15 protein-coding genes are annotated in these 22,707 nt (G+C 60.5%); 7 read left to right on the top strand and 8 right to left on the bottom strand.

Annotated features, from left to right (window positions below; translation table 11 throughout):
• Nucleotides 1-198 precede the first annotated feature (198 nt).
• Complete coding sequence (locus HNR46_RS00855) at nucleotides 199-2,178, top strand: RNA polymerase sigma factor (protein WP_184014877.1); 1,980 nt, start codon at nucleotides 199-201, stop codon at nucleotides 2,176-2,178.
• Entirely contained in the window at nucleotides 2,175-2,999 is an 825-nt protein-coding gene (locus tag HNR46_RS00850; protein ID WP_184014875.1) for a hypothetical protein, read from the top strand. The genes HNR46_RS00855 and HNR46_RS00850 overlap by 4 nt, the downstream gene beginning before the upstream one ends.
• 92 nt (nucleotides 3,000-3,091) lie before the next feature.
• Here HNR46_RS00850 and HNR46_RS00845 read toward each other — a convergent pair whose 3' ends face one another.
• Nucleotides 3,092-4,306, bottom strand: a complete 1,215-nt coding sequence (locus HNR46_RS00845; protein WP_184014873.1) for a CobW family GTP-binding protein — start codon at nucleotides 4,304-4,306, stop codon at nucleotides 3,092-3,094.
• Entirely contained in the window at nucleotides 4,303-4,962 is a 660-nt protein-coding gene (locus tag HNR46_RS00840; RefSeq protein ID WP_184014871.1) for a hypothetical protein, read from the bottom strand. The genes HNR46_RS00845 and HNR46_RS00840 overlap by 4 nt, the downstream gene beginning before the upstream one ends.
• A gap of 227 nt (nucleotides 4,963-5,189) precedes the next feature.
• On the opposite strand from HNR46_RS00840, the gene HNR46_RS00835 reads away from it, so the two are divergent.
• The 5 genes from HNR46_RS00835 (at nucleotide 5,190) to HNR46_RS00815 (ending at nucleotide 10,984) form a co-directional block, all read left to right on the top strand.
• Entirely contained in the window at nucleotides 5,190-6,065 is an 876-nt protein-coding gene (locus tag HNR46_RS00835; RefSeq protein ID WP_184014869.1) for a helix-turn-helix transcriptional regulator, read from the top strand.
• A 287-nt stretch (nucleotides 6,066-6,352) separates the two neighbouring features.
• The gene (locus HNR46_RS00830) at nucleotides 6,353-7,114 is read left to right on the top strand and encodes a PEP-CTERM sorting domain-containing protein (RefSeq protein WP_221284945.1); all 762 of its coding nucleotides are present in this window, start codon (nucleotides 6,353-6,355) and stop codon (nucleotides 7,112-7,114) included.
• A 16-nt stretch (nucleotides 7,115-7,130) separates the two neighbouring features.
• On the top strand, nucleotides 7,131-7,988 hold the full coding sequence (locus HNR46_RS00825; RefSeq protein ID WP_184014865.1) for a hypothetical protein: 858 nt from the start codon (nucleotides 7,131-7,133) through the stop codon (nucleotides 7,986-7,988).
• Nucleotides 7,985-9,604: a tetratricopeptide repeat protein gene (locus HNR46_RS00820; RefSeq protein WP_184014863.1), complete on the top strand. Its 1,620-nt coding sequence runs from the start codon at nucleotides 7,985-7,987 to the stop codon at nucleotides 9,602-9,604. The genes HNR46_RS00825 and HNR46_RS00820 overlap by 4 nt, the downstream gene beginning before the upstream one ends.
• A gap of 552 nt (nucleotides 9,605-10,156) precedes the next feature.
• Nucleotides 10,157-10,984 (top strand): PEP-CTERM sorting domain-containing protein, encoded by an 828-nt coding sequence (locus HNR46_RS00815; protein WP_184014862.1) that lies wholly within the window; start codon nucleotides 10,157-10,159, stop codon nucleotides 10,982-10,984.
• A 120-nt stretch (nucleotides 10,985-11,104) separates the two neighbouring features.
• Here HNR46_RS00815 and HNR46_RS00810 read toward each other — a convergent pair whose 3' ends face one another.
• From HNR46_RS00810 to HNR46_RS00785, 6 genes are all read right to left on the bottom strand, one after another.
• Complete coding sequence (locus HNR46_RS00810; RefSeq protein WP_184014861.1) at nucleotides 11,105-13,174, bottom strand: glycoside hydrolase family 97 protein; 2,070 nt, start codon at nucleotides 13,172-13,174, stop codon at nucleotides 11,105-11,107.
• 11 nt (nucleotides 13,175-13,185) lie between these two features.
• Nucleotides 13,186-14,583 carry a family 43 glycosylhydrolase gene (locus HNR46_RS00805; RefSeq protein WP_184014860.1) on the bottom strand — a complete coding sequence of 466 codons (1,398 nt, stop codon included), beginning with the start codon at nucleotides 14,581-14,583 and terminating at the stop codon, nucleotides 13,186-13,188.
• Nucleotides 14,584-14,678: 95 nt separating this feature from the next.
• Complete coding sequence (locus tag HNR46_RS00800; protein ID WP_184014859.1) at nucleotides 14,679-16,328, bottom strand: alpha-L-fucosidase; 1,650 nt, start codon at nucleotides 16,326-16,328, stop codon at nucleotides 14,679-14,681.
• Nucleotides 16,329-16,373: 45 nt separating this feature from the next.
• Entirely contained in the window at nucleotides 16,374-18,134 is a 1,761-nt protein-coding gene (locus tag HNR46_RS00795; protein ID WP_184014858.1) for an alpha-L-fucosidase, read from the bottom strand.
• Nucleotides 18,131-21,679 (bottom strand): alpha-L-fucosidase, encoded by a 3,549-nt coding sequence (locus HNR46_RS00790; RefSeq protein WP_184014857.1) that lies wholly within the window; start codon nucleotides 21,677-21,679, stop codon nucleotides 18,131-18,133. The genes HNR46_RS00795 and HNR46_RS00790 overlap by 4 nt, the downstream gene beginning before the upstream one ends.
• Nucleotides 21,680-21,766: 87 nt before the next feature.
• Nucleotides 21,767-22,552 (bottom strand): PEP-CTERM sorting domain-containing protein, encoded by a 786-nt coding sequence (locus tag HNR46_RS00785; RefSeq protein ID WP_184014855.1) that lies wholly within the window; start codon nucleotides 22,550-22,552, stop codon nucleotides 21,767-21,769.
• Nucleotides 22,553-22,707 lie beyond the last annotated feature (155 nt).

The raw sequence follows: 22,707 nt of genomic DNA, 5'->3' as shown, positions 1-22,707 counted from the left end.
TCGGTGTTCGACCGTTTCTCCGCTCACTCTTCTGCACCCTCGTGGGGTTGGGTTCCAGCGGGGGGGCTGCGCGGTTCGGTGGTGGCACGGAATTGCGCGAGTTGCGAGAGGTGAGGCCCGGCGGACTTTTTCGATCACGCAGAGATCGCGGAGATTTTTTTGTCCGATTCTGGCGGGCCAAGGGCTCTGATGTTTTGAATGCCCGAATCCTTGGCCAAGTCCGATCAGGAACTGCTGCGCGATTTCGCGACCCGGCGCGATGAAGATGCCTTCGCGATGCTGGTATCGCGGCATCGGGGGCTCGCGTTTGCCACGGCCTATCGGATCTGCGGGAATGCCATGGATGCCGAGGAGGCGGTGCAGCATGGCTTCACCACGCTTTCCCGCAAAGTACGGCAGGGAGCGGAGATCCAAAGCCTGGGCGCCTGGCTGCATCGGGTGGTGGTTCACGAAGCCGTCAAGATCCGGAAGAAGCAGCACTTCCGGAAAGACCGGGAGCGGCTGGCGCAAAAACACCAGGAGATGGCGCGGGAAGGGAGGGATCCGATCGCGGAACTCCGACCGGTACTGGATGAGGCCCTGAATTCGCTCCGCGGCAGCGATCGGGTGGTTCTGACGCTGCACTATCTCGAAGGTCGCTCGTTCAAGTGCATCGCGAGTCAGCTCGGCGGAACCGCCGGGGCCTGGCAAAAGCGCAGCATTCGCGCACTGGAGGCGCTTTCGAAACGGCTGCGGCATCAGGGGGTGCCGGTGTCGATCGCGGCACTGACCTCCTTCCTTGCCGCATCGCGCGCCGAGGCTGCGGCCAGCACGCCGACGATGTCCTCTCTGCTTCCCTATGGCCGCGATGCGGTCACGCGCCCGTCGGCGGGCAACGGGATCACTTCACTCCTGATGACCTCAATGAAAGCCGGTATCGCCCTCAGTTTCGCGATGGGAACTCTCGCCGTTTGCGGCTGGAAGTTCATTGTGCCGCCGCTCGTCGCTCGGGCCGGATTCTCCTCCGGCGATGTTTCGCCGGGAATCTCGGTCCCAAGCTCTCCTCGATTCGCCCGCACCGGGGTGCGCCCGACGGCCTTCTCGCTCGAGTGGGTCCGGCAGTTGATGAGCGAGTATGAGGAAAGTGAGGGACGGGATTCGCGCCTGGAAAGCCATCTGCGAAGTTTGATGTTCCTGGCGCCGCCGGAGCATTTCGAGGAACTGCTGGATCTGATCGCTTCCGCCAAGGATCGGGCGCGCTATCAACCGATCGCCGCGGCGCTGTTTGCCCGGTGGGCGGAGGAGAATCCCGAGGAGGCCTTGGCCCGGCTCGACGCGGTTCCTGAATTCGCTGCGGAGGGCTATCGAGCGGTTCTGATCACCTGGCTGAACATGCACGGGGATTCGGCGCTCGAGTATGTTTCGGCGAGGAAGGAGGAAGCCGATCTGAAGATTCTCCGGGAGTTCCTCGAGTATCAATGTGAGCGCCATCCCCGGGATGCCGCGCGGATGGTCGATCAGATTGCGGAAGATTGGCCGGAAGCGGACCGTCCGCTTTTCGAGCAAGTGGCTCGGCTGTGGGCCCGATCTGAACCGCTCGAAGCGGGCAATTGGGTGGCGAGCTATCCGGATGAAAAGGTGAAGAATCCACTGCTTCGATCGATGGCGGTCGATGTGGCGAAAGTCCGAGGGTTTGAGGGGCTGGAGGTGGCGAACCATATAGAAGATGCCCACGAACGGGCCCTGGCGAGGAATGATGCCATCTATTGGTGGGGAACGACCAGCGGGGGCTACTCGATCTCTCCCGACAGCCGTCCGGTGCGAAATCTTTCGACGGGTTTCCCGGAAGATTGGACGGCTGAAAATATCGTGACGTTCTCGAAATCGTTCATGATCAATTTTTCCAAGGATCTTCCCAAGCTGCTGGAGCTGGCCGAGGGGGAGGATCAACGGGCGCTGGTGTATGAAGGGTCCGTCAAGGGATCCGCGTGGAGCAATCCGGCGGCCGCCAAGGATTCGATCGCGCAGCTCCCGGCCGATTTCGGAAGCACGCAAATGGGTCGGGAAACTTTGCGGGCCTTCATGCTGCGCTGGAGCGAAATGGATGCGTCTTCCGCAGGGAGGTGGTTGGCCGAGCAACCCAACACTCCGAACATTCAGGTGATGCGGGAAGCTCAATCCGGGAGGGCCGCCCGATGAGTGCCCGTCGCTGGATTTTTGCCGCGAGTGCGGGACTCGGTGTTCTCGTGGGAGGGGCATGGTTGCGACCCTGGTCGGCGCTGAGGTCCGCGATGCCGACGGAGCGGATCGAGGACGTCCGGGGTCAGGATCCGGGCTCACGCAGTTCATCGCCGGTCGCCGCGTTCCGCCGTTTGCTCCGTGATCAGTCGCCCAGCATGGACGAAGGCATCTCGATGAAGATCGCGGCTCAACAACTCGCCGATGAAAAGAGGAGCCCGCTGCGCACTCGGGCATTTCTGCGCAGCAAGATCGCGTTCATGGACCACGATCAGTTGGTGATGGAGATGATGGACGGGGACATCGACACCCTCCCGGAGATCCGGGAAGCGGCACGACGGCTCACTCAGGAGGACCCTCAGGGAACCTTCACGGCATTTGAGAAAGGGCTCTTCCGTCTCAACACGATGGAAAAGCTCTACGCCTTTCTCGATACCTTGCTGCAAACGTGGACGGATCAGGATGCACCGGCGGTGATGAATCGACTGAAGGGCATGAAGCGAGGTGGTGCGCAACAGGACGCCTCGCTTCGGTTCAGCGACTATTGGGCGAGAACCAAGCCGGACGAGGCCGCCGAGTCGTTCAGCGATCTGATCTATCTACGAAACATGGATGACTTCGGACACATGGATTTCAATGAGGTGGAGTATGCTCGAAAGATCGTCGAGTCGTGGTCGCAACGGGATCTCGCTGCGTTGGTGACATTTGTGGACCGTCTTCCCCGCGGGAGGGTGAAGCTGGCCTTTGACGAGGCGATGGCATCGACGCCGCGCCCTGAGTGACCGGAGCCAGGGCCGGGGTCGGTTATCGGGAGCGACGAGGAGGGAGAGGGAAGCGGACGGAGCTTGGGCCGGGAGGGGCGAATGCGGGGGTTTCAGCTGACTTTCCGCAAGTCGTGGGGCCAGGGGTCGGGGAAGGCTTCGCCGCGCTGCCAGGCAGAGATTTCTGGGTCGGTGCAGAGGGCGGCTTCGAGGGCGCGGGTGAAGGCGGCGCGGGCGGCGGGGAGACCGATGAGGGTGAGCTCATTGTGGCGATCGCCAAATACGGGATGCTGAGTGGTGAGGCGAGATCGCAGGTGGGCGATTTCCTCGGGGAGCAGTTTGCCGTCGAGATTGCGCGCGAGTTCGGCGCGCCACAGGCCGGTGAGTTCGAGTGAGATGTGGCTGCCGGATTGTTGCCAGAGGAGCACATGGCCGGGGCGCGAGGCGAGCCAAAGGAAGCCTTTGGTGCGGTAGAGGCCGGTGCCAAGATGACGACGGCAGGCATCGTACAAACGCTCGGGATGGAAAGGGCGAGGGTCGCGGAAGACGCTGGCATCGATCTGTTCAGCGGTGATTGCCGTGGCGGAGCCGGTGGGCAGGAGTCCAAGTTGGCGGGCCCGGGATCGGAGAACCGAGAGCGGGGGCGCGGGGGTGGCATCGAGCTGGGAGAGGAGCAGCCCAGCTTGGGCAGAGAGGCCGATGGCGGCGCGGGGTTGAAGTTTCCGCAGCACGGCGACTTGGCGGTCGGCCACACCGGGCGGGAGGGTGTCGATCTTGGTGAGGAGGATCACGCTGGCGAAGGCGAGTTGCTCGGTGAGCAGGTCGGCGGCATGGCGCAGGGCGGGATCGGGGAGGGCGGAAGTTTGGCGGGAGAGGTGGTGGCCATCGGCAAAGTCGCGGTGGAGGTTGAGGGCATCGACGGTGACGATGAAATGGCGGAGGAAGAATCGGGGGTGCTGGGTGAGAGCGGCAATGAGCGGCCAAGGGCGGGCGGCGCCGGTGCTTTCGCAGAGGACGAGCGGTGGGGCGGGACGGAGGGCGGCCATGGCGCCGAGAATCCGCCCCAGGGTGGGGTGAAGGTTTTCGCGGGCATGAGAGCCGTGAAGGGCGGCGACCCGATCGTGGAGGTGGCCGGGGGTGGTGGGAGCGCCTTCGGCGGAGAGCAGTTCGGCATCGACGCCGAAATCGCTGAGATCATGGATGATCAGCGCTGCGTTGCGCAGGGAGTCTTCGCGTCGCCAGCGCCGCAGCAGGGTGGTTTTCCCGGAGCCGAGGAAGCCGGTGAGGAGGGTGATGGGAACGGGGGCGTCGATGGCGGGGCGATTCATGCGAAGGGGCGCGGGAAGGAGCCCGCGATGCCGGCGGAGAAGCGCTTGGCGCGCGGCAGGCCGGGGGTGCGATCGCGGAAGTGGCGGAGCCAAGGGAGGGCGTCGCGGGGTGGCAGCCAGGAGCGTGAGCGGGGAAGTTGGCGGAACGCGCGGAAGCAGCGGTCACGGTAGCCAGCCCCGAGGAGGCTGGAAGAGGGGTGGGTGGAATGGAGAGGGCGCAGAGAAAGGAGCGTTTCTTCGTAGGCGATCCACCATTCGAGGAAGGGTTGGATACGATGGCGCAGTGAGTCGGGGGACAGGGATTCGAAATGTTCGCGGGACCACTCACCGGGTGTGGGCGGGGTGGACATGCGCCAGCCGACGCAGTGACCGAGCGGGCGGATGAACACGACTCCGCCCTGCTCGCCATACCACCCGGCGCACGCCCCGTGAAGTTGGATAGAGCCCTTTTGCCAGGGGCGGGTGTAGCAGCTGGTCCCTTGGAGTCCGGGCGAAGGGCTGCGGGAAAGTCCGGCGTGGACGAGGAGATTGCCGACAGGATGGACGACATCACGACCCCAAAAATACATCTGCTGGCGAAGACCAGCGGAGAGATCGCGCAGCAGACCGGCGGTGCGGGAATCCGGCAAGGCGGGCGGGGCATCGGTCAGGGGCATGCCCGGAAGCAAGGGCAGCCTGAGTGCAAACGCAAACAAAATGCAAAAGAGTGTGAATGAGGGCGGCTGGCAGCGGGTAGGGGTGAGAGGGTGGAGGGGGAGAATCGGGAAATTTCCTGGCAGGAACGACAGGGAAAAAAGCGCGTGGGCACCGGAGCCTCATCGCGGCGGAACCCAGAGCCATGGGCGCCCGATTCTTGAGGCATCGCAACGCATTTTCCCCGATCATGGCCCATCATCCCTTGGAACCTTTCACGGACTGCACGCACCTCGGAGTCTCGACGAAGCACGATGGTCTCCGCTCACCGAAGACCGGACCTTCCCGGGAGCCTTGGCTGGAGGCTCTGCCGGTGTGTCCTTTGCTGGATGATTTTGGGATCCGCCATCTGGGGATCGTGCACGCTACGGCAGGGTATCGCTTCGAGCGCACCAACCCCGCCTGTCCGTTGCTGATCGCGAGCGTGTACGGGGCTGGGTGGTTGCGGGTATCGGAGACGATTCTGTTGCTGGAGAGTGGCGAGGGAGCCCTGACGCCGAAAGGACGGCCGCAGTCGTATTCGGTGGAGGGGGATGGGCTGTGGTGTTTTGCGTGGATCTGTTTCGACGAACTCGCGCCGTTCAGCATTGGCTGCGATGGCCGCTGGTTTCGGCACGAGCCGGTGGTGTTTCACAAGATGGTGGAGGCCCTGGTGCGGTGCTGGGAGAGTTATCAGGAGGTGGGAATGGCGGGCAAGCTGCTGGAAGCGCTGATGGGGCTGGTGCGCTTGCGGGCGAATCTGGATCCGGAGTTGGAGAGGTTTCATGCGGGATGGGAGCGCATTGGTTCCCGCCTGCATCTGCCATGGACGCTTTCGAGCCTGGCGGGGGCTCATGGATATTCGATCGAGCGGTTTCGGCTGATCTGTCAGCGCGAGTTTCAGATGGCTCCGATCCAGCATCTCAGTCGCTTGCGCATGCGGGAGGCGAAGCGGTTGTTAGCGGAAGCGCGGCTGACCATCGACGAAGTCGCCGTGACGGTGGGGTATTCGGATGCGAATGCCTTTTCGCATGCTTTCAAGAGGAGCTTTGGCCACAGCCCGCGATCCTTTCGGGATCTTTCCTGATGCCGCTGAGCGGGGCCGGACTTCCCCGCCGATGAGAGGATCGTGTCGAACCGCTGGAATCGGTGGAGGTCTCTGCTCGGTGGGGAAGGTCGAGCGGATCTTCGCTTGGCGATTTCCCATCTCGCGAGGGGGGCATTCGATACGAATGCAGGTCATGCGGGTGCTCTGCCTATGGATCCTACCCCATGCACTTGTGAGATGGCTTTGGAGAAAGTGAACGATTCCAGAATGAGCTATTTTTCTTGCTCTCAGATATCTGATATGTCATCGCCCTTGGCTCGATGAAAATGATGAATTGCAATCATAGTCCGAAGCGCTTGCTGGCAACGGGGGGGCTGGCGGCTGCGGCGATCTCTCCTGTATCGGGTGCTGTGGTCATTCACGATCCGGAGGATGTGACCATCGACTTTTCATCGGGAGAACAGTTCTATTTCATTGATATCGAAGACGGTCTGGTGAGTCACACCAATCCCGGCGATGCATCATATGCTCTGGGCCCCTACGATTTCGCTTTCTACTCCTACTCTAGTGGCGGCAACATCACGCTCAGCATCGAGAGCGGAACTCATGTCGACCCCGATACCGATGTGAATTTGGGTGATCGTCTGGGTTTCGGCGTGAAGGGTGAGACGAATGTCATCGCGCCTGATCGACTGGGTGTGAACCAAGTCATTGGTCCTTTAAGCTCATTCTTAGGGAGTTCGGCAGGTATTTATTCCGGAGGTAGCTCGTTCGACACCGATTGGGAAATAGAGGCCAGCGCGAATGGGGGGACTATCCAAGGCTTCTACGGCTTTAGCATCGGAGAGGACGATGGTGTCGTGAACGGCCTTGGGAATGGAGTCGTTCGGTATGGTTGGGCGGAGTTGACACTCAATACGAACGATGAGTCGATGACCGTGCATCGGTGGGCCTACGAAACTGAGCCGGGAGTGGCCATCACCACACCGGGCGAGCTCGTTCCCGAACCGTCTTCTGTGGCTCTGCTCGCTCTCGGTGCGGGGGGCTTGGCGACTCTGCGGCGACGTCGTAGCGGCAACGTTCACTGACCGTTGGAGGCGATCCATGGAGTCGATTTCCGTCGGAGTTCCGGCTGATGCGTGGGAGCTTCGACGTTGTCGGGAGCTCGGCCCTGGGTTGAGCGGACCCACTGGGTGCTGGTGTGGATTTCTGGAGACCCATGGAATCCGTCACTGCGTCGCGGCCTGCTGGTGGCCTGCCAACGGCGATCGCGAACTCCTTGCGTTCGACATCTTCCTCAGCCCTGCACTGGGAGAATCTGAGGCGGGCTTTTTCATGCACTCTTTTTTGGATTACCAAGGAAAGGAGGGGTGCCGGGTTCTGCAATCTCGACGTGCGTTTCCTGCTGGGCATCCCACAGCGGAGGCACTCAAAAATGCAGGATTCGAGGCGCGTGATTCGCACCGACGCTACCGCATTCAAATTGAGAGCATTCGGCAGCGGCTGCGTCGGCTCGCCTCGCGGCGGTTTCTTCCGCAGCCATCGAGTTTCCGATGGAAGCCCGTCCGCGACTTGGAGGCGAATCGGCTGCAGGGATTTCTCGAGTCCTGCGATCTGGTGGGGGAGATCAGGGCGGTTGAACCCGATCGTGATCTTTCGCTAGCGCTGATCCATGAGGGCCGAATTGTAGCGGCGGGAGTGGTCCATCGCAACGGCCCGGAGAAGGTGGCCTTTCTCTTGCGCGCGGTGGCGAAGGATTTCCCCGGAGGCCGCTGGCTCGGAAATCTGATCCTGATTCGAGAGATCGAAAGTCGGCTTCCGAAGGGAATCCGCTTCTGCGATTTCGAAGCCAGACCTGAACTTCATCGAGAAACGATCCATCTGGCGAAGAAGCTGGGTGGCGAGGAATTGCCAGAGGCTGCGGTGTGGCGTCGAACTCTATCTCTTCCGGGAAGCCGATGAGGACGCTGCCGGTTGTCATGATGGTTTTCGAAGGCATCGGACGCCTTGCGATGGACCGGATCCATCAGGGGATGGTGGAAACTCATCGGCAGGTGGTCGATGGGTCATTGTCCATCCCACCGCCCCGATCTTCCGGGACGATCGGGGCGACCCTGCTCACCGGGGTAAGATCGAATCAGCATGGATATCTGACGGATTGCTCCCCGTGGGGTGCGTTTCCGACATTTCTCGAGCTGCTGGAACGACAGGAGGGAGAGCGAGTGGTCTCCATGGGATGGATGCCTTTCCTCGGGGATCGCCGGGGGGAGAGCTCAAGATCGGGAGAACTGAGGGTGATGCCGGAGGAAATCGATGTCTCGGTCTTGAGGGAGGTTCTGTCACCTGAGGTGCTGGCCTCTGCCGAACCCGCTGCTCTGACCATAGCGCGAGAAATGATGGCCGAGGCCTTCACCGTGCATGCGAGGTTCACCGAGGAAATTGCATCTTCTCACGTGTCGGTTGCGACGGTGAGATACCGATTTCATGCCGGGTTGAGGAGGCACTTCCAAGTGGCCGAGGATGGGGGTGGTTCGCTGGCAGCGATGCTCGTCAATCGAGTGGCAGAATTGGTGGGGAGGGAGTCGATGATGATGGTGATCGGTTTCCAAGAGGAGGCGACTTCCGGGGTGTATCCGCGAGAGGCGTGGTCTCGGGCCATCCTTGGAGGTGATCTTCTCGCCGCGGGCTCTCCAGCTCGCGGAACGGCATCGCTACTGGACATCGGGCCGACGGTGTTGGCATGCCGTGGCTGGCAGTCTCCGGAGCATTTGGAAGGAGTGGCCATGGGGGTATGGCTTGCGTTTCCCGAAGGCCAACCGGTGATGTCGTGTCCAACAAGCTTTTCGCCCCCCGCTGACCTTGAAGAGGCACCTGAGAACCTTGAGGCGATCTGGAACCGCGCCCTGAGTCTCGATGATGCCGGGAAGAAGAGGGAAGCTTCCCCGTCTTTTTTGAGCGTGTTTCGCCTCCATCCGGAAAACTCGGAGAGGGGGCGAGTTTGTGCAAAATGTCTATTGGAGTTGGGTCGGTTAGAGTCTGCAAGACAGGTTTTGGACGTCCTCATTCACTATCGGCATCCAAGGGGCGCTCTTGAATTGTTGGAGGCGTGGTGCCGATTCCTTGAATCACGTACTACAGAGGCCGTGGCGATCATCGATGGGATTCTTCAGGGGGAAGTTCTCTCGCCGGAGGTGGCCTCGGAGCTAGGGATGCTGCTCTATCGGGTGAAAGATTGGGCGCGGCTATCGAAGCTTGCACGCAGTTTGGAGCCCGCGATGTCTCATTCCGCTTGGGTGCAACTGGGGCTTGCCGTGGGTCTTGCTGCGGAAGGCGATGACGAGAAGGCCGCCGAACGTGCGGCCATGGCCGTGAATCTGCGTGTCGACCTCCCGTTTGCCTACACCGTTCTCGGATCTTCATTGGCGAAGCTAGGTCGCAGAGAGGAGGCCAAAGAGGCGCTGCTTCGAGCTTTGCACCTCACCCCGCGAGATCCGGACACGCTCCGAATTTTGATCCATCTTCTGGAGAATATGGGGGAGTTTGCAGACGCCAGCGTGCTGCGGAGGACATGGAGCTAGGGTCTGTGAGTGAGGTGACTTCTCGATGGGAGATGATGAGGCGCTGGTATCGGATTCTGAGGGAGGGAAAGGACTGGAGGCGATCTCGCGGTATCTTTGGATCGGCCCAGCAGGAGAAGGGGGCTTGTGAACGAGCCGGTCCGTGAGGCTGGTAGGAATCGAGGGGGGTGAACGGTTCGACGCAGAGTGGGAGGGTCACGGGGGCGGGTGGATTGCGCCGACTCGCTGGAATCGGTGGTCGTCTCAAGCCGGGCGGCCGCTCCGGCGAGCCCCATGGTGCTGGAAGGTCGAGCGGATTTTCGCTGGGTTTTCACCCCATCCGAGGGTTGGTCAGCCGGCGGGAATGCAGGGTTCGTAGCTTCCGGCGATTCGCGGAGTTGGCGGGTGCCATCGTTCACCTCTTCGTGCTTTTGAGATAAGGGTTCGGGGGATTCTTTAGGAGTTCAAAAATGACAAAGAATGCAAATTGACTTGTGAAGAGTTGGGTCTCTAATTCTCCGGCACTCATCTCTGAGTGGTTTTTCATCGCCCATCAACCCATCCGTCCCTTTTATGATTCCACGCAAGTTCTCTTTCGAACTCCATTCGTTGGCGCTGTTGAGCGCTCTGGCAGCCACGACCCAGGTGAATGCCGCTTTGTCGCTCGACTTCAACACGCCGGGAGATTTCAGTTCGAACTTCAGCACGGCACAAACTCCGGCAATCGTCGAATCGGCCAGTGGTGGATTGAATGGCAGCGGATCGGTGGATCTTTCAGGCTTGGGCGGGACGGTGATCAATTTCTACACCCTCAACACTTCGTTCTCGGGCAGCCTCTCCAGTTGGACGGCGAGTGTCTATTATCACGGAGATGCCAATGCCTTTTATCAATTTGGCTTCACGACCGATGCGGCACCGGGTGAAAGTGGGTCGTTCATGTCGCAGGATGGAGGAACGACGTTTCTGCCTTTCATTTACTTGGGCTCGGGGAATGCCGACGGGGGTTCAGTCGGGTTCATCGGATATCATTCTGGCCTTTCCTCAACCGATGACCACGTGGTGGAGACGAACATTGACCTGCCGGAGACCGATGCTTGGTACCGGTATGATCTTGGGGTCAATTACCTTGGGGGCGACAGCTATCAAATCACGGCCACTCTGAGCCAAGCTTCGAGCGATGGATCGGTGGTGAGTACGCTTGGGACGATCACCGGCACGACATTGAATCCAGCTCTGGCGGCGGATGATAGCGTTCATCTCTACTTCGGCCTTTATGATGGTGCGGCTCTTGATCAGTTCGAGACGACAGCCGTGACCCTGGTTCCTGAGCCGACATCCGCGCTTCTGTTGCTTGGCGGGATGGTCGGTTTCGGATTCCGGCGACGCCGTGACGTCCGGTGAGTTTTGTTTCCGGGCTGGTCTAAGGATCGCACGTCGGCCTGCCTCGGGTGAGGTGGGTCGAGGGGCGGTTTCGTTTGCTCGAATTCAGGGGGAAGGAAGGGCCGAATAGCGGGGGGATGATCAGCGTGCGGAAAGGATGGCTGTGTATCCACCGGCGGGGCTCAGATGGATGGGGAGCGGCTGAGCGGAGTTCCAGGTGCGGGTGGTTTCGATGATCTCCTGAGGGGATGATGGGGATTCGGAAGACGGAGCGGCAGATGGGGAAGGAGGCACGGCGTCTGCAAATTCTTTGAGGCTCCAGTTCTGGACCTGGGGATCGAGCCGATCGAGGTGGAGCTGGAATGAGGAGCCCTGTTCTCCATTCATGGCGGCGAGCCACCAACGCTTCCCTGAGCGCCGTGCGAGGACGAGATGTTGACCGACTTCGGCTTCGAGGACGACTGTTTCGTCCCAGACGGTGGGAAGATCGCGGAAGAATTCGATTCCTGGTTGATCCCGATAGTTCCGCGGACTGTCGCAAAGAACGAGAAGAGGGCTGGAGTTGATGACGGTCATGGCGAGTTGCCTGGCGCGAGTGCCGATGACTTGAGCAGGATGGGTGACTTGGAACTCCTCGGCGGTGCGATTGATGAATCCGCCCGGGGTGAAATCCATGGGACCGAGGATGCCACGAGTGAAAGGGAGAGTGATGGTGTGCTGCGCGTCACAGCGATTTCCGGGAAGTTTGCTGTATTCATTCCCGAGGACTCCTTCTTGGGTAAGAAAATGGGGCCAGGTGCGTGCCCAGCCTACCGGTTGGAAGATGCCGTGAAGGTCGACCATGAGGTGATGCCGAGCGGCGGAGGCGAGGAGTTCTTCGCACCATTGGACGGCCTCTTGGGATTCGCTGTCGATGAAGTCGACCTTGATGCCGGCAAAGCCGAGTTGCTCGAAGTGAGCCATGGTTTTTTCGATGCCAAAGGAGCGAATGTCATGGGAATGAGCCCAGATCCACAGGCGGACTTTTTTTCGCTTTGCGTGGGCAAGGAGAGCGCGGAGGTCGATGGTGGGCACACTGCGTTGGAGATCGCCGGAGGGGGAGGAGAGGGGGGAGAGGAGGTTCCTGGTGTAGGAGCTCATGTTTTCATACCAGAACCAATCGACGAGTTGGTAGGGCCAGCCCATGGAGGCGGCGAAGTCGATGTATTCTTTGTGGGAGCGAGTGTCGCCGCGCGCATCGAGTCCGGTGAACTGGGGAAGCGAGGGATTTTCTCCGGTCCACCATGCGTCCCAGGCGGAGATGCCAGGTTGGATCCAGCGGGTGTCGCGGATTTTGCTGGGGGCGGCAAGGTTGGTGAGGAAATCGGAAGAGACGAGATCCGCGGCGCTATGGGCGACCTGCAGAGCGCGCCATGGGCTCAAGCGTGCACCCTTTCCGATGACGGCGGCGGCACCGTCATGGCGTTCTGCAAGGGTGAGAGTGACAGCGGGTTTGCCGGTTCCGGAAAGAAACATGCCGGCCCAATCGGAGAGGTCGGTTTCGGCGATCAGGAGGTAGCCTTTCGCGGTTTCGACGAGAAGGGGTTGGACGCCGCGATAGGGTTTCCCCTGCCAGCGGGTATCCCCGCTAAGGACAGGAATGGCACTGAGGGTCGTGGCCGGGTAGGTGACTTCAGCGCAGGTGGATTCTCCACCGAGCCAGCAGCGGAAATCGTCTGGAAAATGGATCTCGGTTCGCTCGCTTTCGAGGGTGAATTCGTGACTCCCGGCCGGCGGGCTGACGGTGTAACGGATGGCGACACCATCGTCATAGGCCCTGGCGATGAGGCCTACAGTAGGCGGAGTCATCGCGCTGTCGGGGAGGTCGTTTTTGAGGTGGATGTGGAGTTCGTTCCACCGATCGACGATGTGCCTCCGGATGCCAAAGTTCTGGGTCCAGGAGCCGTCGTGCTGACGGCGGGTGGTTTCGGCGATGCGAGCGGACGGTCCGACAGAGATTTGGTGGGCGAAATCGAGGCCAAGGGGCGAGTCGGTAAGGAGAAGCTCTCCGGCCTGTTGGAGACGAAAGTGGAGTCCACCTTCGTCGCTGATGAGGAGCTCGAGTTGACCGTCCGGGGAGGTGACGGTGCACTCGGTGGCTGTGAGCGAGGTTGTCAGGGAGAGGGCGCCAAGAAGGGAAGCGATCGCGAAAAACGAGTGGCGGAGTGACATGGTGGAGAGGATCAGTGGAGAGACCACTCAAAGATGGAGATCTCGGAACCCTGGAGGGTGTCAGGGAAGACGAGACGGACGAAGCGAGCGACAAAGGATTTCTCGATGAGAATGGGAGATCCGAGCGAGGGGCTTTGCAGGAAATCGGCTTGGCGATTCCAGTGTTCTCCATCGGCGGAGGTCTCCATCGCAAAGGGAAATGGTTTCCAGCAAAACTCGGGACGGATGAGCTGGTGCTGAATGGATTTGAGTTCTCCAAGGTCGATCATCAACCAGGCACCATGGGCGTCGGGAGCGGCTGTCCAACGGGTGGCGTAGTTGGAATCGAGAACGAATGCTGGGGAGGTGAGAGGCGTGGCGGTGCTGGAGGCGCTGGCGGCGGCTCCGGGGATGCGATGGAGGGTTTCGTCGCGGTTTTGGATGAAGTCAGGTCCATGGTGGGTGGGGGTGACTTTTTGGAGGGTGCCATCGGGAAGGAAGTGGAGTTCGTCGACGCAGGTTTGTCGGGCGACAGACTCTGGTTCGAAGGGGATACGATGGCGGTGGTAGAGGATGTAGTCGCGACCTTGTCGTTGAAAGACGGAGTGATGGCCGGGACTGACGATGTGTTGGGTGGCGTCGGTGACGAGAATGGGGCTGGTCGGGCCTTCTTCAAAGGGACCGAAAGGGGAATTCCCAACGGCGTAGTGGACCTGATAGGTGTCTTTGACGGTGACACCATCGGAATACATGAGGAAGTAGCGGCCCTGGCGTTTCACCATGAAAGGGGCTTCAAAGTAGTGGGAAGGGGTGACGTCCTGAATTTCCCCAGCAAAGGCCGTGAGGTCTGAATTCATTTTGGCAACGAAGCATCGGCCGTTGGTCCAGCCATGTCCGGAGCCCCAGTAGAGGTAGACCTGTTGATCTTCATCGACGAACCATTCGGCGTCGATCATGTGGTAGCCGGGTTTGAAGTCGGCAGGAATCAGGGGGCGATCGCCGAGGCTATTTTGCCATGGACCCAGCGGGGAATCTGCCACGCCAATCCAGACTTCACTGCCGACGGAGACGGCCATGTGGTAGCGACCGTCGGGCGCGAGAATCACGGAGGGTGCCCAGACGCCGGCATTGCCTGAAGTGGGGCTATGGCAGGCCTGTTGGGTGGGCCAGTTGAGTTGACGGTAGGTCCAGTTTTTGAAGTCTGGGGATTCCCAGCAACCGAGCGTCTGGCCCCCCCAGGGGTCGAGGGTGGCATAGATGAAGTTTTTGCCGTCGATCTGTACGATGGATGGGTCGGCAAAGTAGCCGGGCAGGATCGGGTTGCCCGATTCGGGAACTTGCCCTGGCAGCAAGACAGGGGAAGCGGCTTCCGCTGAGATCAGCGGGAGGATGACAGGGAGGGCGAAGAGGATTCGAGAGACCGCATGCATGAGGCGCCGGAAAGGGAAAAAGAAAAGGGAGCGCACCCACGATGGCATGGAGTCCACAAGCTCCATGCCATCGCGGTGGCTCCCTATGGCCTATGTTAGAGAGATATTTTATAGACGATCGCCTCGGCGTGAGCAGGGGCTTTGCGAGGAGGCTCGATGACTAGGGCATCGGAGTCCTGCTGGTATTTCACGGAGCCTTTGGCCCCGAGGAGGGTGATGGAGCGCACGGTTTCAGGGCCGGCATCCTTGCCAAGGTGGGTGAGGCGCAGGGCTTGCTGCGGCACGCCCATGACAATGACATAGAGGGTCTTCGAGTCCTTCGATTGGGTGTAGCGAACGTCCTCGGCGGTGAAGGGTTTGCCACGGCCTTCGTTGAAGCCTTGAGCGGAGAGTTCGGCACCTTCGCTAGCGGGACCTTCTCCAAAGCTGCGCCATGGGCGGGTGCTGTGGATGGCTTCGCTGTTGACCTTCATCCAGGCTGCAATGCCCTTGAGGACTTGCTCTTCTTTGTCGTCGATGGAGCCATCGCCACGGACCGGGATGTTGAGGAGGAGGTTGCCATTTTTGCTGACGATGTCGGCCAGCATCTGGATGACAGTTTGGGGGCTTTTGTAGTGGCCTCGGTCGTAGATACCACGATCATAGTGCCAGGCGCCGATGCAGGTATCGGTCTGCCAGGGGTAGGGGAAGATGCGATTGGGGACGCCCCGTTCGATGTCCCAGGTGAGGCATTTGAGTTGGTCGTCGTTGAGGATTTTTCCGAAGAGGACGCCGTTGCGTTTTCCGGACGAGTTCTTGAGGTTGGAGTTGTAGAAATCGGCAGCGATTTGAAGGCCGGCGTCGCTGACGGGCCAGAGGGGCAGGGCGGTGTCGTCGAAGTAGAGGAGGTCGGGTTGGTAGCGGTGGATGAGGTCGGCAGTGCGGTTGTAGAATTTGTCGCAATAGTCCTGATCCGGTTGGGAGACGCCTCCGCCCCAATTCCATCGGGCATGGATGCCACCGGAGTTCATGTAGTCGGGGCTGGGGGTGTGGTTTTGGGCGTAGAGGTCCTGAGGATCGAGGCCTTCCCACCACTGGCCTTTGCCGTCGGCGAGGGTGAGTTTTGCGTCGGCAGACTGGGCGGGTTCATACCAGGACCAGGCGTGGGCCGCGTGGACGCTGACGCCAAAGGGGAGTCCTTGGGCTTTGGCGGCTTTGGCCCAGCCGCCGATGATGTCCTTTTTGGGGCCGACGGTGGTGGAGTTCCAGGGTTGGTAGCGGCTGTTCCACAGGTCGAGATTGTCGTGGTGGTTGGCCATGGCGAAGAAGTACTGGGCTCCGCAGTCTTTGTAGAGTTTCACCAAGCGCTCGGGGTCCCAATGGTTGGCCTTCCATTGGTGGATGACGTCTTTGAAGCCAAACTGGGCGGGATCGCCGTAGCGATCGAGGTGGGCCTGGTGCTGCCATTCTCCGGGGAGGTACATGTTGCGGGCATACCAATCTCCGGATTCGGGTTCGCATTGGGGTCCCCAATGGGCCCAGATGCCGAATTTGGCATCCCGGAACCATTCGGGAACTTCGTACTGCTCAAGGGATTTCCAGGTGGGTTGGAATTTCCCTTCGGCGACGGGTTCTTTCGAGGTGTCGACGAGTACGGTCGGGGTCGCATCGATGGGGATGGGCCCGGCGGCGAGAGAAAGTGTCGGGGTGAGGGCAGCGAGAAGCAGCACGGAGCCGAGTGGCCGAGAGATGGAAGAGGTAGGCATCGATATCATTGGGAATGGGAAGGATGATGACGGCGGAGGTGCCGGTTAGTGGGTGGAGATGCGGAAGCCGATGGCGGTGGAAAGGTTGCGAGTGTCGGGAGTCTCAATGACAAGGGCATCGTCATTTTGTTTCCAGTGAACGAAGCCGGTGCCGCCTAGGAGTTCGATTTTCCGGATGGGTCCGGGAAGGGAGTTGGCGGAGGTCCCAAGAGCGGTGAGACGAAGTGAGGTGCGGGGTTTGGGGACCGTCATGCACCAGGCATAGAGGTCACCATCCTTGCCGATGGTGTAGCGGAAGTCCCGTTCACTGAAACGGAAGTCGGCGTGGTTTTGGCGGAGGGGTCCGCCGGGGATTTGCCGGAGGTGATCGCCGTCGAGGTCACCTTCTCCAAGGCGAGTCCACGCTTTGCTGCCGTAGATGCCGCTGCCGTTGGTTTTCATCCACTGGCCAACTTCTTTGAGCATGGCGACGCACGGGGGTTCGAGGGAGCCATCGGGCAGGGGTGAGATGGCGATGCAGGCATTTCCATCTCTAGCGACAGCTTCCAGAATGTAGCGAATCATCATGCCGGAGTCATAGGTGACATCAGGGGTGTAGAACCAATCGCCGACGGGCGCTTCAGCGATCCAGGGTTGGAGAGTGTGGATGTCGCGAGGGATACCGAACTCTTCAGTGGTCACGGTGCCGTTGGTGGGCTTGCGGAATTTGACGACACTGAAGGTGTCGACTTGGCCGCGGCGTTGGAGGGCCTGGTTGTAGAAGTGGGCGATGACCCGTTGCATGGCGTTGGAGCGGTATCCAGTGCCGGTGTTCCAGCCTTCGAAGGGTTGTTGCCCGGTGCCATCAGTGTAGATGAAATCGGGGTCATACTGGTCGATGGCATCGGTCATGCGGAGAGCCCACCAAGTGGCATACCAGTGGGCGTAGTCGAGATGCCGGTCGAAGATGCCGGCCGTGGGCGGGCTCCAAGGACTGTGAGCGGCGGCGTCGACCGATTGGTATTCCCTAAGGTCGACGTTGTAGAGCATGCGGGGATCGAGTCCTTCCCACCATTGGCCTTTGCCATCGGCGAGGGTGAGGTTGCCATCGTAGGGGACACCGGCTTTGGGGCCGCTGGTGTCGGCACCGAAGGCAGACTGCCACCACCACCATGAGTATTCATGGTGGAAAGTGATGCCGAAGTGCATGCCGGCTTTTTTGACAGCCTTGGACCATTCTCCGATGAGGTCTCTTTTGGGCCCCATGCGGGTGGAGTTCCAAGGTTGGTAGTGGGAGTTCCAGAGGTCGAATTGATCGTGGTGGACGCCTTGGATCATGAGGAATCGCGCGCCCGCGTCCTGATAGATGGCGGTGAGCTTGGCGGGATCGAGCTTCTTGGGGTTCCAGTCTCTGAGAACTTCTTTGTAGCCGACTTCGGAGGGATGCCCGTAGTTTTTGAGGTGGTTCTCGTAGGCAGGGGTGCCGGGGATGTACATTTTCCGAGCATACCAATCTCCGCTCATGCCAGCGGATTGGGGTCCGAAGTGAACCCAGATGCCGAACTTGGCTTCGCGGAGCCAGTCGGGGCTGCCGGGGTAGTGGCTTTCGATGGAATCCCAGTTAGGTTGGAAAGGCCCGTCTGCGATGGGGAAGTCGAGTTGGACCTCCTCAAACGATCCTGGGTCGCCCATGGGCACGCTGTTGAGCTCCTGTTTCGCGGGAATGTCCGGAATCGGCGGGAGTTCGTAAGCGGCGTGGAGGGGTGAGAGAGAGATCGCCAGAAGGAGGCTTGATGGGATGAGACGGAACGGGGTCATGGGACTCATGGATCGAGGCGAATGCGATAGAATGCCGAAGCAGCAGGCGGGTTGGGGTCCGTGAAGCGAGTGGTACTGGCAGCTCCGGAAATGGTGGCGATGTCGGTCCAAGACCCACCTTCGAGCGTGGTGCTGCGTTGGACGGTGAAGGTGACGCCGGTGGTGCTGGGCCATTCGAGGGTGGAGTCCGCTGCAACGATGGCGGCAAATCGGGAGTGAGCGTCATTGGGATCGAGCCCCAGTCGGAATTCGGTGAGGTTGTCGGTTCCGTCGTGATCGTTGTCGTCTTCGCCAGAGGAGTCGAGGTTGCCGAAGTGGGAGATCTCCCAGGCATCGTCGATGCCGTCGTCATCGGAATCTGCGACGCCGACTTCGCGGAGGACGTAGGCATTGAATCCCACGGGGTAGTTGCCTTCGCCTGTGGTGTTCTGTGCGAAGACGTCCTGATAGCCTGAGGCGTCGGCAGTGAAAGTGCCGATGACGGAGGCGCTGGCACTTGCGAGGAAGGCTTCGCTCTGGTGTCCCAGACCATCGTGGAAAAGTTCGCCACGGGTCGCGCTGCTACTGCGGTCGTCGGAGTAGAAGAGTTGAATTTGATAGAGGGTGCCTTCAGTGAGAGGTGCTCCGCCAGCTCCGGTGAGACGGAGGTCCATGTCGGTAGCTCCCGGAAAGGGACCGGGGTCGCTGTTTTCCCATGCGGATCCATCCAGCACGGATTCGAACTCAGCGGAAACCGTGGTGCCAGTGGCATCGAACAGGCTGGTGTTGGTTTGCTTACCACCAGCTCCGGAGACGACTTTGGCTTCTTCCCCAGTGAGGAGGGCGGTGAAGGCATTGCTGGCTCCGCGGTTCTGGAAGTTGATCGATTCCGAACCCAGATCGACGGTGACATCGCCCGATTCGCGGAAGTTGCCTGCATGCACGAGGGTCCCTGTCAGGTCGATCACCGAATCGGAGGTGACGGTGACGGGTGATTGCCAGGTGATGCCCGCGGAGGCGTCGACTTCCGAGATGGAGACTTGGCTGAAGAGGACTTCGTTGAGGGTGCCGCTGGAGGTGCTGCAGACGGTCAAGCCGATCGAGACCTCTTCGGTCATGGAGACGGTGGTGGTTCCCAGCAAACTCCACGTCGTGCCATCGCTGGATTGCTCGGCATTGATGATGGAACCGATGCGAGTGAGGCGGAGCCAAACCGGCGCTTCGAGGCCGGTGGTGTTGGCCACACCCGTGGCCCCGCCACCGGTGGTGGAGCGCATTTGGAGAGCGGTTCCGTTGGAGGGTGAAATGAAGGCGATGGCGTACTTCGAGGAGGCGTCCGATGTTTCCCGGATCATCAGGCCCGCCTTGGCCCAGCCGCCGGTGTTATCCATGCTTTCGACTTTGGCGGTGATGCTGCCATTGCCGACAAGTGGTTGGTGGACGTAGTGGAATCCATCGGCGGCATACCAGATGTCGGTTCCCGCACCTTTGACGAGGAGATAGTCGGTTGACTCGGCGTGGCTTCCGAGGGCGCCGACAGTGCCGATGTCTTCGGAAACCCAAGTGCTGGACTCCGAGAGGAGAGCGATGGTGGGGTCGGAATCCTGAGAGGTATTGTCGTCCTTGGTGGCGGTGACGACGTAGTAGGCGGGAGTGTTCGCAGGAAGCGTCGTGTCAACGTAGGATGCTTCGGTGAGACCACTGACGAGTTCCGTGTAGGGCCCCTGAGACGAGCTTGCTCGCTTGACGGAGAAGGTGACGTCCGACTCAGCGGAATACCATTCGAGGAGAATTCCTGAGGGCGTCTCGCTCGAGGTAAGTTGAGTCGGTGCGGTGGTCTTGATGATGGCCGGAGGACCAATTTTGAAGGCGACCGATGACTGATAGGGCATGGCAGCGGGGCAGGAAATCTTGAGGTCGGTGGCGGTTTGAGTCCACGTGACCGGCGAGTCACTGCCCAACAATTCGACTGTGGTGATGGGCGAGGCGAGGTTGCCATCCTCAGAGCCGAGCGACGGCAGAAAGAGGGTTTCGCCCGGTTCGGGAACGGTCATGCAATAGGCGTAGAGGTAGCCATCTTCACCGACGGTGTAGCGGAAGTCCGAGCTGGTGAAGGCATAGTTGGCCTGAGTGGCGCCGAGGCGTCCTCCGGGGAGTGTGAGATCGCCCTCCCGATAAATATCCCAGGCGCGGCTACCATAGATGCCAGCTCCGTTGATATCCATCCAATCGCCGACCGCTGCCAACATGTCTTGGCTTCCGGAATCGAGCCCGCCATTGGGGAGTTGAGAGATGCAGACGGCGGCGGCGCCATCGCGCGAGACGCACTCGAGAACGTAACGGATGACCATGGAGGGGTCGTAGGTGAATCCGGGAGCGTAGAACCAATCGCCGACGGGGATTTCACCGATCCAAGGTTGATCGCGTTTGATGCCTTCGGCGAATCCGCCTTCGAAGGTGGTGGTGATGCGGTCACCGGAGTGGAACTTGACCATGGCGAATCGATTCGGTTCGCCGTGGCGTTCGATGGCGCGGTTCTCCAAGTGGGCGATGACCCGTTGCATGGCATCGCACTTGTAGCCGGTCCCGGTCCCGTAGCCATTGAAGGGCTGGCTTGAGGTGCCGTCGGTGTAGATGAAGTCGGGGTCGTATTTCTCGATGACGTCGATCATCCGCAGGGCCCACCAGGTGGCGTACCAGTGGGCGTAGTCGAGGTGGTTGGTGAAGATGCCCTGACCGGGATTCCAGTATCCTTGATTTGGAGTGGAGATGCCGGCGTATTCGTGGAGGTCGATGTTGTAGAGGAGGCGCGGGTCCCAGTTTTCCCACCAGGTGCCGGTTCCATCCGTGGAGGTGACGGCATCATAGGGGACCCCTGCGAGGTCGCCGGAAGTGTCGGAGAGAAAGGCTGGCTGGAAGAACCACCAGGCGTATTCGTGGTGGAAGGTGACTCCATACCCCATGTCTCGGTTGCGGCAGGCATCTCGCCATTCGGCCATGGTGTCGCGTCGCGGGCCAAGGTGGACGGCATTCCACGGATTGTATTGGGAATCCCAGTTGTCGAAGTTGTCGTGGTGGACGCCTTGGACGAGGAGGAAGCGAGCGCCAGCGTCGTAGTAGATTTGGGTCAGCGCCTCGGGGTCGAGGGCCGAGGGGTCCCAATCGTTGAGGAAGTCCTTGTAGCCCTGCTCAGTCGGGTGGCCGTATTCGGCGAGGTGGTTGTTGTAAGGGGTCGATCCTTGCTGGTACATGTGCTGGGCATACCAGTCGCCACTTTCTCCTGCTGCCTGAGGGCCGTAGTGAACCCAGATGCCAAATTTCTTTTCACGGAGCATGGCGGCATCCATGGGCAGATGGGAGGCGATCGAGTTCCAGGTGGGCTCGAAGGTGCCTTCCTGAATGGAGAAATCCATTTGAACCTCTGGGAAGGTGGCGGGGTCGCCCATCGCCACGGAGCCTGCAGGCTGGGGGGCAGGAATGTCCGGGATGGGGGGGAGTGTGGGCAGTTCGTAGGCTCTGGTCAGCGTGGGGATCGAGCAAACGGCGGCGGTGGCGAGAAAGAGAAATCGGTACATGAGGATGGCGGAGAAGTGGGGAGCGGGGCGGGGTTCTCCTGTGCCTCCCGTAGAAGTGAGGCAGCAGGAGATCGAGGTGCGCGGACTTCAACGGGCGCGGCGCCGCCGAATGCCAAGGAGCGACAGGCTTCCTGCAACGAGGAGGCTGGTGGTCGGCTCGGGGACAGTATAGAGGGTGAAGGCAGAAAGATGGGTGTCATCGTTGTCGATGCCATCGGCTTCCTGGATGAAGATGTCCTGATAGGAAGCATCTGCGACGAAGGTTCCCATGACCACTTGTGGGCTGGTTTGATCGACAAGACCCGATGTGCCTCCGCTGAATGTTCCGCCGCTGAAGGAATCCCAATACGCCTGTGAGCGGTCGGCCGAGCTGCTTCTCTGATCGACGGAGTAGAGGTAGACGGCGTAGGTGGTACCGATGGTGAGATCGGTCAGGCGCAGGGTGAGCGGTTGTGCCGAATCGGATCCATTGGTGTGCCATGCGTTTCCACGGAGGATGTCATCAAAATCGATGGATCCTGTTCCTCCCGCAAAGAGGACGGTTCCCCACTGAGGATTGCCATTGTAGTATCCCGTGGTGGTGCTTTCAGGCTCCGGCATGTCGAGATCACCGAGGTCGGCAACTCCGTATCCAGTGGCAAACGTGATGCTGTTGCCACCGGGGGTGTCGAAGGTCTTGGCATTGTCGCCAATGTTCATGGCGGCGACGAATTGGTAGCCTGCCGTGTAGGGAGCATCGAGGACATCGGCGGTGTCGAACGACGCTGCCGAGGTGAAGGTGATGGTGGCCCCATGAGCGGTCGTCAGGGTGACGAGCAGGGCGGCGAGTCCGGCGCGTCGGCCGAGATTTCTGGAAGTGAGTGAGTGATGCATACGGGTTTTTTGATGATGTGGGGAACCCGAACTTGAAGGGAGCAGGATGGAATCGGGTGAAGGGCTGGCGTATCGGGAAGGACCTTCCGAGTCGGGTTCCGATCGCAACGCGCCGATGCGTCCTTCAAACCTGCCAATTATTTTTTCCGGAATGG

This window comes from Haloferula luteola (assembly GCF_014201715.1).
In the GTDB taxonomy this organism is placed as follows: domain Bacteria; phylum Verrucomicrobiota; class Verrucomicrobiia; order Verrucomicrobiales; family Akkermansiaceae; genus Haloferula; species Haloferula luteola.
The sequence above is the reverse complement of the archived record's forward strand: the minus strand, read 5'-3'. Positions and strand labels throughout refer to the sequence as shown.

Excerpts from the sequence above, each read along its gene's own strand:
- HNR46_RS00825 (WP_184014865.1), top strand. The coding sequence starts at position 7,131 with ATGGAGTCGATTTCCGTCGGAGTTCCGGCTGATGCGTGGGAGCTTCGA.
- HNR46_RS00790 (WP_184014857.1), bottom strand. The coding sequence starts at position 21,679 with ATGTACCGATTTCTCTTTCTCGCCACCGCCGCCGTTTGCTCGATCCCC.
- HNR46_RS00830 (WP_221284945.1), top strand. The coding sequence starts at position 6,353 with ATGATGAATTGCAATCATAGTCCGAAGCGCTTGCTGGCAACGGGGGGG.
- HNR46_RS00785 (WP_184014855.1), bottom strand. The coding sequence starts at position 22,552 with ATGCATCACTCACTCACTTCCAGAAATCTCGGCCGACGCGCCGGACTC.
- HNR46_RS00810 (WP_184014861.1), bottom strand. The coding sequence starts at position 13,174 with ATGTCACTCCGCCACTCGTTTTTCGCGATCGCTTCCCTTCTTGGCGCC.
- HNR46_RS00815 (WP_184014862.1), top strand. The coding sequence starts at position 10,157 with ATGATTCCACGCAAGTTCTCTTTCGAACTCCATTCGTTGGCGCTGTTG.
- HNR46_RS00835 (WP_184014869.1), top strand. The coding sequence starts at position 5,190 with ATGGCCCATCATCCCTTGGAACCTTTCACGGACTGCACGCACCTCGGA.
- HNR46_RS00850 (WP_184014875.1), top strand. The coding sequence starts at position 2,175 with ATGAGTGCCCGTCGCTGGATTTTTGCCGCGAGTGCGGGACTCGGTGTT.
- HNR46_RS00845 (WP_184014873.1), bottom strand. The coding sequence starts at position 4,306 with ATGAATCGCCCCGCCATCGACGCCCCCGTTCCCATCACCCTCCTCACC.
- HNR46_RS00855 (WP_184014877.1), top strand. The coding sequence starts at position 199 with ATGCCCGAATCCTTGGCCAAGTCCGATCAGGAACTGCTGCGCGATTTC.
- HNR46_RS00800 (WP_184014859.1), bottom strand. The coding sequence starts at position 16,328 with ATGCCTACCTCTTCCATCTCTCGGCCACTCGGCTCCGTGCTGCTTCTC.
- HNR46_RS00840 (WP_184014871.1), bottom strand. The coding sequence starts at position 4,962 with ATGCCCCTGACCGATGCCCCGCCCGCCTTGCCGGATTCCCGCACCGCC.
- HNR46_RS00795 (WP_184014858.1), bottom strand. The coding sequence starts at position 18,134 with ATGAGTCCCATGACCCCGTTCCGTCTCATCCCATCAAGCCTCCTTCTG.
- HNR46_RS00820 (WP_184014863.1), top strand. The coding sequence starts at position 7,985 with ATGAGGACGCTGCCGGTTGTCATGATGGTTTTCGAAGGCATCGGACGC.
- HNR46_RS00805 (WP_184014860.1), bottom strand. The coding sequence starts at position 14,583 with ATGCATGCGGTCTCTCGAATCCTCTTCGCCCTCCCTGTCATCCTCCCG.